Raw genomic sequence first — 16,930 nt, 5'->3', positions numbered from 1 at the left:
TGTGACTCGTGAAATGTGATATGGGGTTTTGCCACGAGTGTCGTGTCCTATATAAATCGTGCAATTAGAAAGCCACTCAAGCCGCGAGTGCAAGACGCAGCCCGCAGGGAATGGCTGTTCCCTTTCCAAGGGGTGCAACGTCGCAATTGTGGCTTGTGTGGCTTCCCGCAGGGCGAGGTAAGGGATTTAAACACCAACTTATGGTATGCCTCGTCTAAATGTATGATTTGTATAGGACACGACACTAGTTAGCCTGAGGTGTGTCGACCAGATAACGATCCATGACCTTACGAGCGATCGGGGCGGCTACCGAGCCACCGTGCCCGCCGTTTTCAACCACCACCGCAATGGCGATTTGCGGATTCTCCACCGGGGCGAAGGCGACAAACAGCGCATGGTCGCGCTTTCGCTTGGCCACAGTCTCTTCATCATACTCCTCATCCTGTTTGATACTAAATACCTGGGCGGTTCCGGTTTTGCCGGCAATCCGGTAGTTGCTGGTATAGATCGATCTGGCTGTTCCCCGTTGCCCCTCGACCACCTGGGTCATGGCGTCGATCACTTGATTCCAGTGTTCCGGGTCGAGCTGATGGAGTACATCCTCGATCAGCGGGCTGTCTCTTTTCTCCCCATCCGGACCTTCGATGGTGGCCACCACCCGGGGACGAATCCGGTGACCCCGATTGGCCAGGGTGGCGGTTGCTGAGGCCAGCTGTAGTGGAGTTGCCAGGAAATAGCCCTGGCCAATGCCGACAATCAGGGTCTCACCCGGGTACCAGGGTTCCCGCCGCTTACTCTGTTTCCACTCCCGGCTCGGCATCAGGCCGGACAGCTCCCCATCCAGGTCGACCCTGGAGGGTATGCCGAAACCGAAACCGGTAAGAAACTCGTAGAGACGGTCTATGCCCAGTGTTCTGGCCAGTTCGTAGTAGTAGACATCGCAGGACTCGATAATACCTTTCGCCATATCGACCTTGCCGTGTCCCCACTTTTTCCAGTCCCGGTATTTATGGTCCTTGCCGGGTAGTTGATAGTAGCCGGGGCAGTATGTCTCCTGATAAAACCCCACCACATCGTATTCCAGGCCGGCAAGGCCGATGAAGGGCTTTACTGTCGATCCCGGTGGATATTGACCGCGGATGGCCCGGTTGAAGAGTGGGTTGTCAGGGGATTCCTCCAGCGCCCGGTAGTCTCTGCTGCTGATCCCTTCGACAAACAGATTGGGATTGTAACCCGGCTTGCTTACCATGGTCAGAACACCACCGGTCTCAATATCGATCGCCACAACCGCGCCATTGTATTCACCCAGCGCCTCCAGGGCGGTGGATTGCAGTCTCATGTCGAGAAAAAGCTGCAGGTCGTTACCCGGTTGTGGTGGTTGGTTTTCCAATACCCTCAGCACCCGGCCTTTGGCATTCACCTCAACTTGCTGCAGACCCACAGCCCCGTGCAGCAGACTTTCGTAGCTCTTCTCCACGCCATTCTTACCGATAAAATCGGTGCCACTGTAGTTGGAGGTATCGATGAGCTGCAGCTCTTTCTCATTGATCCGCCCCACGTAACCGAGCAGATGGGCGGTCTGCAAGCCTTGGGGATAGTCTCTGAGCAGGGTCGCTTTGACATCCACACCGGGAAATCGGTGGCGGTGTACCGCGATGCGCGCGACTTCGTCCTCCTGCAGGCGGACTCGGATCGGGATGCTGTCGAAACGTCGGCGCTGTTTGCGTAAACGGTGAAAGCGTTGGATGTCATCTTCGGTAATGGAGATGATCTCGCCGATTTGCTCGATGGTCTCTGTTAAGTTCCTGGTCTTCTCCGGAATGATCTCCAGACTGTATGCCGGCAGGTTCTGCGCCAGTATGGCGCCGTTGCGATCGAAGATCAGCCCCCGCGTGGGTGGTAGCGGTTCGAGCTTGACCCGGTTGTCCTGGGAGAGGGTAGTGAAGTGTTCATGATTCTCCACCTGCAGAAAAAACAGTCGTCCGACCAGCGCCACCAGGGCCAGGATCACCAGGGTGCCGGAGACGATTGCTCTTCCCAGGAAAAGCTGGCTCTCGTGCAGATAGTCCTTGAGTGAGGATTGAGGCACCGGTGGCGTTCTCCAGGATCAGCTGACGTGAAAGCGGTGACTGATGTCCCGCAATATAATATAGATCCAGGGCCACAGCAGGGTGCTGACCACAGGGGTTACCCAGTACCAGAGGGATGGGGTCGGGTAGTTGGCGGCACCGGTGGACCAGAGTGCAAGCAGCCGTTCAACCAGCAACAGGATGAAAATGGTGAATACCTGTTGCCGCAAAGGTATCACCCGAACCCGCAGATGCAGCCTCAGCATCAGGTAGGCAACCACGGAAAAGCCGAGGGCGTGCTGGCCGAGCAGGGTGCCGGTCAGGACATCGAGCAGGAATCCGGTGCTCCAGCCCATCCCGACCCCGATGCGCTCCGGCATGGTCATGCACCAGTAGATCAGAATCAGCGCCACCCACTGGGGACGAAAGGTATTGGCCCACTCGGGCAGCGGCATGATGGTCAGAATAAACCCGACAAGCAGGCTGAGATAGATCACTGAGCTACGGTTCTGAGGCTGACTGATCATGGTTCCTCCTGAGACGCTGCAGTCTCTTCCTGATCGTCAGCGGATGCACGCTGTTGTTGTGATTCGATGGTGCTGTCAGGATCGAGGGTCCAGACCAGCAGAACTTCCCGGATTCGGTCCAGGTGTGCGGTGGTCTGGGCGATAACCGAGGCGAATGGCTGACCGGGTTCGCGCCTCACTTCGATGACCTCCGCCACCGGGTAACCCGGTGGAAAGCCGCCGCCGAGCCCGGAGGTGATCAACAGATCGCCCACCTGGATATCCGCGTTGTTCGGCAGGTGAGGCAGCTCCAGCCGGTTGATCAGGCCGGTGCCCAGCGCAATGGTACGCAGACCGTTACGATTGACCTGGATGGGGAGCGCATGGGCGGCATCCGTGATGAGTAATACGCTGGCATTGAATGGTGTGATGTGGGTGACCTGGCCGACCACCGCATGGGCATCGAGTACAGGCTGGCCTTCGAAAAGACCGGAGTTTTTACCTTTGTTGATCAAGACCTGCTGGCGGAATGGATCCTGCTCAACCGCAATGATTTCAGCGATCAAAACCCGATCCCCCACTTTGAATGAGGAGTCGAGCAGCCCTCTCAGGCGCATGTTTTCCGCTTCCAGGGCCTCAAATTTCTGGAGCCTGGCACGTAACTGCAGGTTCTCCTGGTGCAATCTTTCCCGCTGATCTTCCAGCTCGCTGCGGCTGATGATGGCGTCACTGGCGGATTCGCTCAGTAGCAGCGGCAGGCTGGCCAGGTACTGGACAGGGTAGAGCAGCACGGAGAGTGCGGATCTTAGGGATTCCAGATGGTTATAGCGATGGTCCAGCACCATCAATGAGACAGACATGAGGGCGGCCACCACCAGCCTTGTGGTAATCGAAGCACCCTGTGTGAAGATCAGTTTAATGGCTGAATGACTCCGTAATGTGTCTACTGCAATCGCTCAGACGTACAGTTCACGGCACGTCAGGGCAGCTGAGGTGACATTAGTCAACCATGAAAAACTCACCACCCCGTTCATCGATCAGCTCTAATGCCCGGCCGCCACCGCGGGCGACACAGGTCAGTGGATCTTCCGCCACAATCACCGGCAGGCCAGTCTCCTCCTGCAGCAGGCGGTCGATATCCTTGAGCAGGGCGCCGCCACCGGTCAGTACGATGCCACGTTCGGCAACGTCGGCGCCGAGTTCGGGCGGTGTCTGCTCCAGCGCGGTCTTCACTGCCCCGACAATACCGGACAGGGGCTCCTGCAGAGCCTCGAGAATTTCATTGCTGTTGAGGGTGAAACTGCGCGGAATGCCTTCTGCAAGATTGCGTCCTTTGACATCGATCTCTTTCACTTCATTGCCGGGGTAGGCGGAACCGATTTCATGTTTCACCCGCTCAGCGGTGGCTTCACCAATCAGGGTGCCATAGTTGCGCCGAACGTAGTTGACGATCGCATCATCGAAGCGATCACCGCCGACTCTGACGGAGTTGGCGTAAACGATACCGTTCAATGAGATGATCGCCACTTCGGAAGTGCCGCCGCCGATGTCCAGAACCATCGATCCGCGCGCCTCATCGACCGGTAAACCTGCACCGATTGCCGCCGACATGGGTTCTTCGATCAGATAGACTTCACGGGCGCCTGCACCTGCGGCTGACTCTTTGATGGCGCGCCTTTCAACCTGGGTGGAGCCGCAGGGAACACAAACCAGGACCCGAGGGCTGGGGCGGATGATGCGGGATTCATGTACCTTGTGGATGAAGTACTGAAGCATCTTCTCGGTAACCGTGAAATCGGCAATCACGCCCTCCTTCATCGGTCGGATGGCAGTAATATTCGCCGGGGTTCTGCCAAGCATCTTCTTGGCGTCTTCACCGACCGCCACCACCGACTTCGCACCGCCCGGTCCTCTGTCTTGGCGAATCGCAACAACGGAGGGTTCGTTGAGCACAATGCCCTGGCCCCGGGCATAGATTAAGGTGTTGGCTGTACCCAGGTCGATGGAAAGGTCATTGGAAAATATGCCACGGATGCGTCTGAACAGCATGGATCTCTTTGTCTTCTCGTGTCAGTGGTTGATAGGGGAGTTTATCCTGGGCTCGAGAAGGCAACATGATAGGTAGTGCGCCCGACTCGATGAACCTGGTTAAACCAAAAGACGGCTAATCTATCAATGGTACAGGAGATGAGCAAGAATGGGGATGGTGAATCCGGCAGAATTCACCTTTTTTAAGTCATAAACGGAGTATTCCGGAGTTCCAGTCTGGATACTGCCTGCCCAGGAGGGGAGTTCCTCTCCCAGGCAGGAATGCGCTGGAATCAATCCTCTTCGATCTTGCTGGCGGTCAGTACACTGTTGGCGAAGTCCCCCTCGACCTCGATCCTCTGCTCCGAGAACTCATACTCCAGGTTTGATGTGTCGACCAATACCCCGAACACCCGGATGGTGGTCTCATCGATGAACTCGGGCATGCCTTCAACTTCCGCGTTGTGGTTTTCCGGTGCCCGTTCCCTTTTCAACTTGGTGGCGATCAGCTGTCCGTTGTCACTGAATACCTTGGCTTCCAGGTAGTCGGTGGATACGAGCTGCGCCAGGGTGAAACTGTCTTCATCCTCCAGGTCGCTCTCCATGATGGTGGAGCTGGTGACCTGAATCGTCTGTCCCAGCAGGGTGATGGTTCCGGCAGAACTATCCACATTGTCAACACCGAGGATTCCGGCGATTTCGCCCTTCTCCGACTGTTCTGCCTTGAGCTCGATCTTTTCGGCTATCAGGATTGTGCCCTCCATGACGCCGTCAACCTCGGCAATACGACCAACCGTCAGCTGGCTGGTCTGGCCGCTGAATGGGGTATTCGAGGCATCCACGATCTGGCCGTTCAAGGCAAATTGGTCCTGGTTGTCGAGGGCGGTGGTAATGCGCCCTTCGATTTCGACTTCGTCCCCGTCGTCGGCAACCTGATTGGTGCCATCCCCTTCGATTTCTATGGAATCAGCTTCGAACACGCCACCAATAAAGCTATCACCTTCAACTTCGACAAAGGTGCCTTCATCCGGGATGGTAAGTGAACCCGCCTCAATGGTCAGATTGCCGATCTGGAACTGACTGCCGGAGATGTTCATCACCACTCCGGACACCTCCAGGCTATCACCTGACCAACCCAGGGACTCCACTTCGATGCGGGTTGCCAGTATATCCCCGTTGCCATCGGTGAAACCGCTCACCTCGACGACGCTGTTTACAGGAAGATCGGCCAATGTGGTGGCATCGAAGGGGTTTTCATAAACCGTCTCGGCGTCGACTATGATGGTCTGGTTCATGATGGTGAGTGTATTGTTGGTAGCGACGTCGTTACTGTCGACAACGCCTTCGATCAGGCTGTCATACTCAACGCTCTCTGCTTCACCGGTGGCGCTGGTCTGGTCGCTGCTGCCATTGATGACTACCACCATGCCGATGGCCAGGTCATCCTGGTTGCCATCACTGTTGTTTACCGTGAAGCTGGCATTGTCCGTCTCATATTCGATGCCGTTGACGAAGATCGACCCAAACCCAGTTACCCTACCTTGGGATACACCGGTGCCGCCGATGCCGCCATCAGCAACCTGGGAGCCGCCACCACCGCCGCCACAGCTGTAGAGTGCGGTAATACAAACCGCACAGACAAGTGGGGAGATTAACCTGTTCAAGCTAGTCATTTCGCTGTACATCCTTTTCGAAATAGTAGATGCCTATGCCAGCCTGTTTTCGCCCGGTTCCCTCGCTCTCGGAAGTGACGTCCCGATCGTGTTGCGAGAGGTATTTATCGCACTCCAGCAGTAGCGCCTGTGACTTTTCAGCGCTCAAATTGCGAAACTCCGGAATGGCCTCCGCCGGTAGATTGTCATAGGAAACTTTACGTTGGAAAAGAGGTGACTGGGCGCCAGTCTGTAGATTGTGATCAATCGTGTCAATCAGCAACTCCACGTCGGTACCCAGTATATGCAGTTTGCCGGTCTCGCCGGTGCGTGGAATATAACCGTCACTGAGCAAGGTGATCCTGCCGGACTCATTCTTCGCAATGGTGCCCACCCTCAGCAGTTCGTCATAGATTGCCCGGGGTGGCACATCACCACTGTGTTCACGCACCAGGTCACTGAAGCTGTTTTTGCCCTTGTCGAATTCCAGTGCTGCAGGTTCCCCTTTCTTGTTGGTGAAGCGCTTGTCTCTGAGCCAGCCTGAGATGACTCTGGCCGCCCGGTTGTACTGATGGGCGATGGCGCTGTCGTCCGGGGTATCGATCTTCTGCAATCGGCTGACCTCTTTGCGGGTCAGGCCGGTGATCACGGAGACACGGGATACGGTCTGTTTGCGGCCGGGAATGCCAAACTCTTTCGAGGCGACATCCATAAACGTCCATTTACTTAGGTCGGCAAAGTCACCATAGGTGAAACCATTGCGCAACATCAGCCTGACGAGCGGCCGCAGCAATTTCAGGATAGAGGCGGTAAGTATTTTACGGTTTTCATCCATTTTGACGTCTCACTAACCCGATTTACGATCTATATCAGGCTTCACTCTAATCCCAAATAGCTCGAAAAGTCTTTGATATTTATCGATTCTGGTCAATTTTCCCCAAACATCATCCGATGACAGGCCAGGATTATTGATTTGGTCTTTCATCCCCTGGTTGGGAATATTATCCCAACTAGACCTATTAGTGAATTATAGATGGTATTTCAAAGAGGTAAAACGGAATTACAATCACAAAATTGACAATATTCTGACTCGGCCAGGGTGAGCCGGATGACTCAAATCCCGTTTTCCGGGCAATTTAGGAATGATGCTAGCTGGTTCGCCATGTAACCGCCGTCCAGAGTATGGTAGATTCCCCAGTTTTTCTAACCAGGAATCAGCTGGATGTCATTAGATCGTTCCGATGTTGAAAAGATTGCTCATCTGGCGCGTTTGGCGCTGGATGAAAACCAGGTGGAAGGCTACGCGGCCGAATTGAGCAATATTCTTGCTCTGGTCGAACAGCTTGAGGCGGCGGATACCGATAATATCGAGCCGATGGCTCACCCGCTGCATATGGCCCAGCGGCTGCGTGAGGATCAGGTTACCGAGCCGGATCGTCGTAATCAGAATCAGGCTGTTGCCCCGCTGGTTGAAAACGGGCTGTATCTGGTACCCAAGGTAATCGAGTAGTGTTAACTGACCCTCGAGTTCTTAGCGCTATTCACAGTCAATGAAGTCTAACCATGCATAAAAAAACGATTGTTGAGCTGGCTGCCGGATTGAAAGCCGGTGAGTTCTCCAGTGTTGAGTTGACAGGCCATTTTCTCGAACGGATCGAGCGTCTGGATGGGAACATCAATGCCTTCATTACCACCACGGCAGAACAGGCTCTGGCTGAAGCGGCCGTGGCTGATGAGAAGTTGAAAGCCGGTGATGCGGGTCCATTGACCGGTATTCCCATCGTGCAAAAGGATATCTTCTGTACCCAGGGTGTGAAGACCAGCTGTGGTTCAAGGATGTTGGACAACTTTATCTCGCCCTACGATGCTACCGTGGTGACAAAACTGAAACAGGCCGGTGTTGTCTCACTGGGTAAGGCGAATATGGATGAGTTCGCCATGGGCTCCTCCAACGAGACCAGTTTCTACGGGAATGTGCACAACCCCTGGGATAACGAGCGGGTGCCAGGCGGCTCTTCCGGTGGTTCGGCTGCCGCCGTTGCGGCACGCATGGCAGCGGCGGCTACCGGTACCGATACCGGTGGTTCGATACGACAGCCAGCCGCACTCTGCGGTATCACCGGTTTGAAGCCGACCTACGGCCGTATCTCCCGATTTGGCATGATCGCTTTTGCATCGAGTCTCGATCAGGCCGGTCCAATGACCGCCACTGCTGAGGATGCCGCCCTGATGCTGCAGGCGATGGCCGGATTCGATCCTCGCGACTCGACCAGTGCGGATCATCCGGTACCCGACTATTCGGCCAGTCTGAACGACTCCCTGGCCGGGTTGAAAATCGGCCTGCCGAAGGAGTATTTCGGAGAGGGGCTGGATGGGGATGTCAGGACTTCCATTGAAGCGGCATTGGCAGTCTACAAGGGACTGGGGGCCGAGGTGGTTGAGATCAGCCTGCCCAACAGTGCCATGGCGGTACCGACCTACTATGTGGTCGCTCCGGCCGAGTGTTCATCCAATCTGTCCCGTTTCGATGGCGCCCGGTTCGGCTACCGGTGCGACAATCCGAAGGATCTTGAGGATCTCTATAAGCGCTCACGGGGTGAAGCTTTCGGCGCTGAGGTGAAGCGGCGCATCATGATCGGCACCTACGCACTCTCTGCAGGCTACTATGACGCCTACTATCTGAAAGCGCAGAAGACCCGTCATCTGATTTCGGACGATTTCAAACAGGCATTTGAACAGGTCGATGTGATCATGGGGCCAGCCACCCCGGCGCCCGCCTTCAAACTGGGTGAGAAGACCGATGATCCGGTGACCATGTACCTGAATGATATCTACACCATCGCGGCCAATCTGGCTGGTCTGCCTGGGCTTTCGATGCCGGTTCAGCCAGTGAACGGACTGCCGGTGGGATTGCAGCTCATAGGAAACTATTTTGCCGAGGCCAAGCTGCTGAATGTGGCGCATAAGTTTCAGCAGGAGACTGGCTGGCACCGGCTCATTCCCGAGGGATTGGATTAGAGGATCGGGCGGCCTGGCGGCAGATTCGATCAACAACAGTAAACAGATCAGCGCAACACAGAGTTATAGATATGCAGTGGGAAACCGTTATCGGCCTGGAAATACATACCCAACTCGCTTCGAAATCGAAGATTTTCTCCGGCGCCTCCATCGCCTATGGTGCAGAACCGAATAGCCAGGCCTGTATTGTGGATCTGGGTTTCCCCGGTGTGCTGCCGGTACTCAACGAGGCGGCTGTGGACATGGCGCTGATGTTCGGCCTGGCGGTGGATGCGGAGATCGGTTCACGCTCTGTCTTCGCCAGGAAAAACTATTTCTACCCCGATCTGCCGAAAGGCTACCAGATCAGTCAGTTCGAACTGCCGATCGTTGGCCGGGGATCTCTGACCATCGATCTGGAGGATGGTCAACAGAAAGTGATCGGCATCACCCGGGCTCACCTGGAAGAGGATGCGGGCAAATCCCTGCATGAGGACTTTCACGGTATGAGCGGGATCGATCTGAACCGGGCCGGTACACCGCTGCTGGAGATCGTCTCCGAGCCGGATATGCGTTCAATTAAGGAAGCGGTCGCCTATGCCCGCAAGATTCATCAGCTGGTGGTCTATCTTGGGATCTGTGACGGCAACATGCAGGAGGGCTCTTTCCGGGTCGATGCCAACCTCTCCATGCGACCGAAAGGTCTGCAGGAGCTCGGCACCAGAACCGAGTTGAAGAACATCAACTCCTTCCGCTTTCTGGAGCGGGCGATGAATTTCGAGCGGGAGCGCCAGATCGATCTGCTTGAGAGCGGTAAAACGGTTGTCCAGGAGACCCGCCTGTATGATGCGGATCGGGATGAAACCCGCTCCATGCGCAGCAAGGAGGAGGCCAACGACTACCGCTATTTCCCCGATCCGGATCTGTTGCCGGTAGAGATCACCGAGCAGCGACTGGCACAGGCAGGGGAACGGATGCCGGAACTGCCGGATCAGAAAAAAGCCCGCTTCGTAACCGACTATCAGCTTTCTGACACCGATGCGACGCTGCTTACCCAGAGTCGTCAGCAGGCCGACTACTACGAGCAGGTTGTCGCCACCGGCGCCGATCCCAAGATCGCCGCCAACTGGGTCACGGTGGAGCTGGCCGGCGCACTCAACAAAGCCGGATTGGAGTTGACCGATTCACCGGTCAGTGCGGAGCATCTGGGTGGCTTGCTGAAGCGTATCGCCGATAACACCATTTCAGGCAAGCTGGCAAAGCAGGTGTTTGAAGCCATCTGGCAGGGTGAGGGGGATGCGGATACGGTGATCGAGGCCAAGGGGCTCAAGCAGATTACCGACAGTGGTCAGATCGAGTCGATCATCGATGAGATTATCGTCGCCAATCCTAAGCAGGTGGCGCAGTTTCAGGCAGGCAAGGAGAAGTTGCTGGGATTTTTTGTTGGTCAGGTAATGAAGCAGACCCAGGGAAAAGCCAATCCAGGTCAGGTAAACCAGATCCTGCTGAAAAAACTGAAAGGTTAACTAGGGCCTGTTAACACCAATCCAAAATGCCCTGTTGCGCCTGAGAAAGCGTCAATCAAGGCGCGAGGAGTGTAGTTTGGTGGTTTCAAATGAGTGACGAGCAACGCCGAGTGGCGCTTTTTCAGGCGCAACCCGAATGGCTGGGTCTGTTTTTGCACTCAGCGGCGTTATCATTTGCTCATGTAGCCGAGCTACACCACGCTCATTCTGCCTTGCTGGACACAAATACAGTCCCAGCAGGGCATATTCGATTGGTGTTAACAGGCCCTGTCCCTAACTCAAGGAGGTTCGATGCGGATTTGGCATAGCATTAAGAGCAGTGGATGGTTGTGGCCTGTTGTTCTCTTGCCGCTGGTTGCCGAGGCCGCTATCTGGCGGGATCTGTCACCACCTGACTATGCCGCCAGATCTGTCGTTGAAACCCCGCGCTACTACCGTGCCCTTGAGGCGGATCTAGCGGCCCTTCGAGCACAACTCTCTCAGGCACCGGCCGAGTCCGGGCTGACGATCCGCAACAGCCATCAAATCACTCTCCCCCTGCCCGGTGGCGAGATGGTGCGCTGCTGGATAGAGCAATCGCCGGTGATGGCCCCAAGCCTGGCGGAGCGCTATCCGGAGATCGCTACCTATCGTGTCAGGGGAGTGGGCAATCCGGAGCTGACCGGGCGGCTTGATCTGACCCCCAGAGGCTTTCACGCCATGCTCACCACCCCATCCGGAACCATCTATATCGATCCGGATCGGGGCGGTAACTATCGAAGCTTCTATAAAGCGGATTACGCGAAATCTGTCGAGTTGACTGAGTCTCCGCCTATCTGTCAGCTCGATCATCATATCAGCGGTGAGCCATTGGATCCGCTGATTGTCAGGGCCGGCCGGCAGACCCACAGCAGTGACCAGCGGCGTATCTATCGGCTTGCCGTGGCGGCAACCGGGGAGTACTCCGCCTACTTCGGCGGCAGTGTTACTGAAACCCTCGCCCAGATTGTGACGGCGATCAACCGGGTTAACCAGATCTATGGTCGTGATCTGGCGATCCAGTTTCAGCTGGTGGGTAACAATGATCGGATCATCTACACCGATGCAAGTTCGGATCCCTATACCCATACACCCAGCGGGATCCCCACCATGCTGACTGAGAATCAGCAGAACCTCGATTTTACTCTGGGTGACGACAATTACGATATCGGTCATCTGTTCGGTATTCTCGGTGGTGGTCTGGCCAGTGTGGGTTCGGTCTGTGAAAGCTTCAAAGCCCAGGCCTATACCGGTACTTCTGAGCCTGACAACGATGTTTTCTACATCGATTTCGTTGCCCATGAGCTGGGCCATCAATTGAATGCCAACCACACATTCAACGGTACAACCGCCAATTGTGGTGGTGTCAATCGAGTTGGCTTTGCGGCGGTTGAGCCGGGCAGCGGGTCGACCATCATGAGTTATGCCGGGATTTGTGGGGAGGAGAACCTACAATCCAACTCGGATGCCACATTTCATGCTCTCAGCATCGAAGAGATGGGAAGCTACATCAATCAGGGCAGCGGTAGACTCTGCGGTACGCTGGTTTCCACCGGTAACCAGGCGCCGATGGTCGATGCGGGAGACGTTGGCGAGGATGGGATCCATACTATTCCTGCCGGAACCCCGTTTCGACTCACTGCACAAGCCGAGGATCCGGATGAAGACAGCATCTCTTATCAGTGGGATGAGATGGATGCCGGAGGTGAGGGTGGCGCTACGGATGCGGATACCATAGGTACCGATATCGATCAGCAGGATAACCCCTTGTTTCGCTCCTTTTTGCCGACCACCTCCCCGGTTCGCTACCTGCCGAGACTCAGCACCCTGTTGGCCGGCAGTGAGGATATCGGTGAAACATTGCCGACCAGCAGCCGTCAGCTCAACTTCAGACTCACCGTGCGGGATGGTGAATCCGGGGTGGCCAGCGACGATCTGGTTATCGAAGTGGATGACAGTTCCGGCAGCTTCCAGGTCACCGGTGGATCCCTCAACGGCGGCGGTCGATTCAACAGTGGTTCCAGTCAGTCGATTCGATGGTCGACCGGCGGCACCGAGCAGAGCTGTACCGAAGTAGTGATCACGCTGATGAGTCTGGATGAGAACGATCTACCGACAAACTATTGTGATCACCATGATCCTGGTCTGACGATTCTCAACCTGGGACGCTATCCCAATAGTGGTGCCGCATTGGTCGAGTTGCCCGATGTTAGCTTACAACATGGGCGGCTGATGCTGGCCTGTGCCGATGGTCTGTTCTTCAATCTGTCCGCGCAGAACTTTTCGATTCAAGGTGGCTCACAGGAGGTTGCCAGTGACTGCAAACCCTTGGATGGGACAACGCGGCAGCACGGCACACTGTTTACCGATGCGGGTGGGGCGACAAAATTCGACAGTCCCGGGGGAGGTGGTTCGTTGTGGCTGCTTAACCTGATGCTTGGGCTGTTCAGCCTGGCCGCCATTCGTCAGCGAATTCATCAGGCATGAGGTTGTTTATTATCAACATGGCAGACTTGGTTGTTGGGTTAATAGCCACAGCTTGTGCTGGGACTGGACAATAACCAGGTAGCCTTTTGGGTTGACTGCTGGATCAGCATGCACGATATCGACAGGGCTTGCTGAACAGACTGAACAGCGTATTCAACATCTGCGTAGCTTGCCGGAACAGCTGCAGATTGGCGCGGTAGTGTGTTTGCGCGGTAATGAATTTTTTACGGTGGTCATCCCGCAAGTTGATATAGCAATCCCTTTCATCACAGGTCATGGCATCCAGCGCCTGCTGGCTCTTACAGGAGAAACTGACATTCTCCTGCATGGTGTTTAGGTTATCCATGGCGGCCTGCAGAAATTGAATCTGTATGGCGGCAAACGAACCTGCGAGTGCCACCAGCCAACTGATGGTTTTTTCGTTGGCTTCCTGTGGGCTGCCACTGCTGATCAATCTGAACACCATCTTTTCGTAGATGAATCTGAGTATGTGTTGCCACGACCAGCTGTTCTGTAGAGGATTGATGTTAACCGCACTGGGTTGTTGTTGGTATTCAACCACTGCAGGTGCCTTGAGACTTGTGGTGGTTGGCCGGTTTTGCAGTGGCAGAAACTCCTTGCAGAGGGTGTCCGTCTTGCTGCGACAAGCCAGCGATGTCGGGATGTCCGATATTACACAGTTGTCTTTTATCGTGTCACGCAACTGATCCTGTATGAAACCGGGCAGGGAGGCGTCGCAAAGTTGTTGATTCAGACTCTCATAGGCGTGATCAGTGAAACTATTGATGAACCCTGCTGCCAGTTCTTCAGCGCCATAATCATCCGTAATGCTTTGCAGTCGATTACTGATTCGCTGCATGTTTTTATCACTACGCAATGCGCTCTGTGGTCGACAGACGAGCCAGCGTTGCTGCGGATGGTGGTGGAGATGTCTGATTGGATGTAACAACATGGACATTAAAACTGTCGATTGGTTAACGCTTAATATTGTTCAATTTAGTTGATTCAATCACTTCATGTAACTAGGGATTCCCCTAGCTTAAATGAGTGCGGTTTATTTGCAGACTTGGGTTGATTGATCGGTATACTCTCTTTTTCGATTGATTGGTTCGGAGTGCAATACTCCTTATCGTTGAATATAGGATCGTCATGAAACACCCTGGAAATTATCTACTATTACCGGCCGTTTTGATCGGTATTTCAGACGTATCCTATCAGTTGCTATACACTGGTAATGGCGACATGAATCATCAAACAAGGTTTGCTGTTTACTCCCCACAGGATTCGATCCCGGTGCGGGCTGAGTTACTGCTTACCGGCAGGGTTGCCAGGTCCTATGAAACGAGAGAAGTGTTGGGGCCGGAAAATGAAGCCGATCGGTTAACCGAAGATCTTGTACAGGCCGCAGAGCCCTGTGAAGCCCCTCCTTATCAACAGGAGATGTTGCAACTGGTTAATCGGGCCAGAGCCAGACAGCGCAATTGTGGTGGTGAACTCCACCAGACCGCTCCACCGTTGCGATGGAATTGCCGGTTACATGCTGCCGCAGTGGTTCATTCTCAGGATATGATCGATTATGATTTTTTTGACCACCAGGGTTCTGATGGATCTACGGTTGGCATGCGGGTTAGCCGCTCCGGTTATGAGTGGCGGGCTGTTGGAGAGAACATTGCTGCAGGCTATCCGGACAATGAAGCGGTGATGGCGAATCTGTTATCGAGCCCTACCCATTGCAGCAATATCATGGATCCGAAATTTCGTGAGTTCGGAGCAGCGGTGATCGATACGGATCAGGCCCATTACTACAATTACTGGACCCAGGTATTTGGAACTCGCTGATCAGCTGTACGCGACGGCTTGCAATCTACTTTTCGATACAATGTTTTAGCATCGCCTGATTGTACGCCGCTGCATAATCATAGGCCCGCTGTAACAACTGCAGATGAACCTCGCCCCGCACCACATCTGTGGACCCCTCCACATAACGGATGCCACAGACTGTTTTGGCCCTACTGGTCAATTCCGCCGGTACACCCGGCAGGTCGGTGCCCCGCCCCATCATGCCAAGCAGTCGCTTGTCCCGTTTATCCAAGGCTGTCTGAACATCCCGCTCCACATTGGCGTCGTTGAGCCAGACTAACGACTCGACACTTTTTCTCTCCACCGGATCGAGCTGGTTCAAATCAATATCCTGAGTGTTCTGGCAGGCTGCAAGGGTAAGCAGCAGGGTTATAAAAATGGCTCGCCTAATCACTGGTTTTCCTATTAGTTGCGAAGCGTATGCTGCCGATCAGCCAGACAAGCATACCACTCAAAGCGCCGTAGAGATGGGATGCGACAACAACCGGCCCATCCGCCATCGATTCACTGCCTGGTAAAGGCCCCTGCCACTGCTCCCAGGCAATTTTCCCAATCACCGCGAGCAGCAGACTCACAGAGAGTAGAGGCTCCTGTTTCAGTCGCTCAAGCAGGCCCCAGATCAATAGTCCGTGGAGGACTCCGGAGAGGCCTCGGTACCAAACCAGTTGCGGACTGAAAAACCAAAGTGCCGCTGAGGTGATGAGGGTGATGAGCAACAGTATCAGGCCGCAGCGTTGCCAGGGAAGATTGTTCATCAGCAGTGCCCATATCATCCATAAACCGAGCAGGTTCATGGTCAGATGGCCCCAACCAAGATGGACCAAATGTGCCGTGATCAGCCGCCATATCTCCCCGTTCACGAGTTGGGTGCGATGGTATTCAAGCCATCCCGATACGCTCTCTGTGGCAAGGGAGAGCAGCAGGCAGACCAGGGTGACTGCGAGCGGACAGATGGTGTGTGTCAGGGGGAATTTGAAGCTGGCTGATCTATCCAATGGTCGATCCGGAGGTCAGCCCTGTTTACTGCAGACCGGGCAGCCCGGATCCTGTTTCAGTTTCAAGCTGCGCCACTCCATCTGCAGCGCATCGAGTAACAGTAGCCTGCCTTCAAGTGCGTTACCCGCACCGGTCAGTACCTTGATCGCTTCAGTCGCCTGGATGCTGCCGATGATTCCAACCAATGGCGCCAGAACCCCGTTCGCGGAGCAGCTCTCATCCATCCCGCCCTCATCCGGATAGAGGCAGTGGTAACAGGGAGTGTCGGGTTTGCCGCTGAAAACACTCACCTGTCCCTCCATGCGAATCGCTGCGGCTGATACCAGCGGGGTCTGATGCAGATGACAGGCTTTGTTAATGGCAAAACGGGTGGCAAAGTTATCCGTGCCGTCGAGCACCACATCTGCCTGCTTCACCAGTTCGTTGAGCTGATCCTGATCCAGCTTTTCTGCTGTGGTCTCTACCCGGATTTCGGGATTGATCGCTTGCAGTGTCTGTCTGGCCGATTCAACCTTAAGCTGATCGATGCGATCCGTAGTATGGATGATCTGGCGTTGCAGATTGGTCAGGTCCACCCGGTCGAAATCGAGCAGATGGAGAGTGCCCACCCCGGCCGCGGCAAGATACATCGCAGCGGGTGAGCCCAGACCGCCCAGACCGATGATCAGAGCCCGCGAATCAAGCAGCCGTTGCTGCCCCTCAATTTCGATGGAGGGCAACATTATCTGTCGACTGTAGCGCAGCAGTTGATCGTCATTCATAGAGTCAGGGCCTGAACAAGTGGATCGACC

At 55.0% G+C, this 16,930-nt stretch carries 15 protein-coding genes; 5 read left to right on the top strand and 10 right to left on the bottom strand.

Translation table 11 applies throughout. The annotated features are described in order from the left end of the window. Positions 1 to 244: 244 nt before the first annotated feature. The 6 genes from mrdA to AC4IE8_RS02290 all read right to left on the bottom strand — a co-directional run bounded on the left by mrdA (position 245) and on the right by AC4IE8_RS02290 (position 7,090). On the bottom strand, positions 245 to 2,089 hold the full coding sequence (gene mrdA / locus AC4IE8_RS02315; RefSeq protein WP_068989663.1) for a penicillin-binding protein 2: 1,845 nt from the start codon (positions 2,087 to 2,089) through the stop codon (positions 245 to 247). Positions 2,090 to 2,107: 18 nt separating this feature from the next. Further along, positions 2,108 to 2,596 (bottom strand): rod shape-determining protein MreD, encoded by a 489-nt coding sequence (gene mreD / locus AC4IE8_RS02310; RefSeq protein ID WP_068989665.1) that lies wholly within the window; start codon positions 2,594 to 2,596, stop codon positions 2,108 to 2,110. Beyond that, on the bottom strand, positions 2,593 to 3,486 hold the full coding sequence (gene mreC / locus AC4IE8_RS02305; protein WP_490790265.1) for a rod shape-determining protein MreC: 894 nt from the start codon (positions 3,484 to 3,486) through the stop codon (positions 2,593 to 2,595). The genes mreD and mreC overlap by 4 nt, the downstream gene beginning before the upstream one ends. An 88-nt stretch (positions 3,487 to 3,574) precedes the next feature. Further along, positions 3,575 to 4,624 carry a rod shape-determining protein gene (locus tag AC4IE8_RS02300; RefSeq protein WP_083218177.1) on the bottom strand — a complete coding sequence of 350 codons (1,050 nt, stop codon included), beginning with the start codon at positions 4,622 to 4,624 and terminating at the stop codon, positions 3,575 to 3,577. A gap of 272 nt (positions 4,625 to 4,896) precedes the next feature. Next, the gene (locus AC4IE8_RS02295; RefSeq protein ID WP_490790218.1) at positions 4,897 to 6,276 is read right to left on the bottom strand and encodes a DUF5666 domain-containing protein; all 1,380 of its coding nucleotides are present in this window, start codon (positions 6,274 to 6,276) and stop codon (positions 4,897 to 4,899) included. After that, positions 6,269 to 7,090, bottom strand: coding sequence for a DUF6502 family protein (locus tag AC4IE8_RS02290; RefSeq protein WP_068989673.1), 822 nt, complete (start codon positions 7,088 to 7,090; stop codon positions 6,269 to 6,271). The genes AC4IE8_RS02295 and AC4IE8_RS02290 overlap by 8 nt, the downstream gene beginning before the upstream one ends. Positions 7,091 to 7,477: 387 nt before the next feature. Between AC4IE8_RS02290 and gatC the strand changes: the two genes are divergently transcribed. The 4 genes from gatC (at position 7,478) to AC4IE8_RS02270 (ending at position 13,283) form a co-directional block, all read left to right on the top strand. After that, the gene (gene gatC / locus AC4IE8_RS02285) at positions 7,478 to 7,765 is read left to right on the top strand and encodes an Asp-tRNA(Asn)/Glu-tRNA(Gln) amidotransferase subunit GatC (RefSeq protein ID WP_068989674.1); all 288 of its coding nucleotides are present in this window, start codon (positions 7,478 to 7,480) and stop codon (positions 7,763 to 7,765) included. Between the two features lie 53 nt (positions 7,766 to 7,818). Continuing rightward, positions 7,819 to 9,273, top strand: a complete 1,455-nt coding sequence (gene gatA / locus AC4IE8_RS02280) for an Asp-tRNA(Asn)/Glu-tRNA(Gln) amidotransferase subunit GatA (RefSeq protein WP_068989679.1) — start codon at positions 7,819 to 7,821, stop codon at positions 9,271 to 9,273. 71 nt (positions 9,274 to 9,344) lie between these two features. Continuing rightward, positions 9,345 to 10,778 (top strand): Asp-tRNA(Asn)/Glu-tRNA(Gln) amidotransferase subunit GatB, encoded by a 1,434-nt coding sequence (gene gatB, locus AC4IE8_RS02275; protein ID WP_490790217.1) that lies wholly within the window; start codon positions 9,345 to 9,347, stop codon positions 10,776 to 10,778. Positions 10,779 to 11,069: 291 nt separating this feature from the next. After that, positions 11,070 to 13,283 carry a reprolysin-like metallopeptidase gene (locus AC4IE8_RS02270; RefSeq protein ID WP_490790216.1) on the top strand — a complete coding sequence of 738 codons (2,214 nt, stop codon included), beginning with the start codon at positions 11,070 to 11,072 and terminating at the stop codon, positions 13,281 to 13,283. A 103-nt stretch (positions 13,284 to 13,386) separates the two neighbouring features. Here the strand turns inward: AC4IE8_RS02270 and AC4IE8_RS02265 are convergent, their stop codons facing one another. Further along, positions 13,387 to 14,241, bottom strand: a complete 855-nt coding sequence (locus AC4IE8_RS02265; RefSeq protein WP_490790215.1) for a hypothetical protein — start codon at positions 14,239 to 14,241, stop codon at positions 13,387 to 13,389. Positions 14,242 to 14,525: 284 nt separating this feature from the next. Between AC4IE8_RS02265 and AC4IE8_RS02260 the strand changes: the two genes are divergently transcribed. After that, entirely contained in the window at positions 14,526 to 15,122 is a 597-nt protein-coding gene (locus AC4IE8_RS02260) for a CAP domain-containing protein (RefSeq protein WP_068989693.1), read from the top strand. Between the two features lie 25 nt (positions 15,123 to 15,147). Here AC4IE8_RS02260 and AC4IE8_RS02255 read toward each other — a convergent pair whose 3' ends face one another. Genes AC4IE8_RS02255 through AC4IE8_RS02245 form a run of 3 tightly spaced genes read right to left on the bottom strand, consistent with a single transcriptional unit; the run spans position 15,148 to position 16,900 of the window. Further along, positions 15,148 to 15,537, bottom strand: a complete 390-nt coding sequence (locus tag AC4IE8_RS02255; protein WP_490790214.1) for a glutamyl-tRNA amidotransferase — start codon at positions 15,535 to 15,537, stop codon at positions 15,148 to 15,150. Further along, complete coding sequence (gene rrtA / locus AC4IE8_RS02250) at positions 15,530 to 16,138, bottom strand: rhombosortase (RefSeq protein ID WP_490790213.1); 609 nt, start codon at positions 16,136 to 16,138, stop codon at positions 15,530 to 15,532. Before rrtA ends, AC4IE8_RS02255 begins: the two co-directional genes overlap by 8 nt. Positions 16,139 to 16,153: 15 nt before the next feature. Further along, complete coding sequence (locus tag AC4IE8_RS02245; RefSeq protein ID WP_490790212.1) at positions 16,154 to 16,900, bottom strand: HesA/MoeB/ThiF family protein; 747 nt, start codon at positions 16,898 to 16,900, stop codon at positions 16,154 to 16,156. Positions 16,901 to 16,930: the final 30 nt, after the last annotated feature.

This window comes from Candidatus Thiodiazotropha sp. AKAK2, from assembly GCF_058244685.1.
The sequence above is the reverse complement of the archived record's forward strand: the minus strand, read 5'-3'. Positions and strand labels throughout refer to the sequence as shown.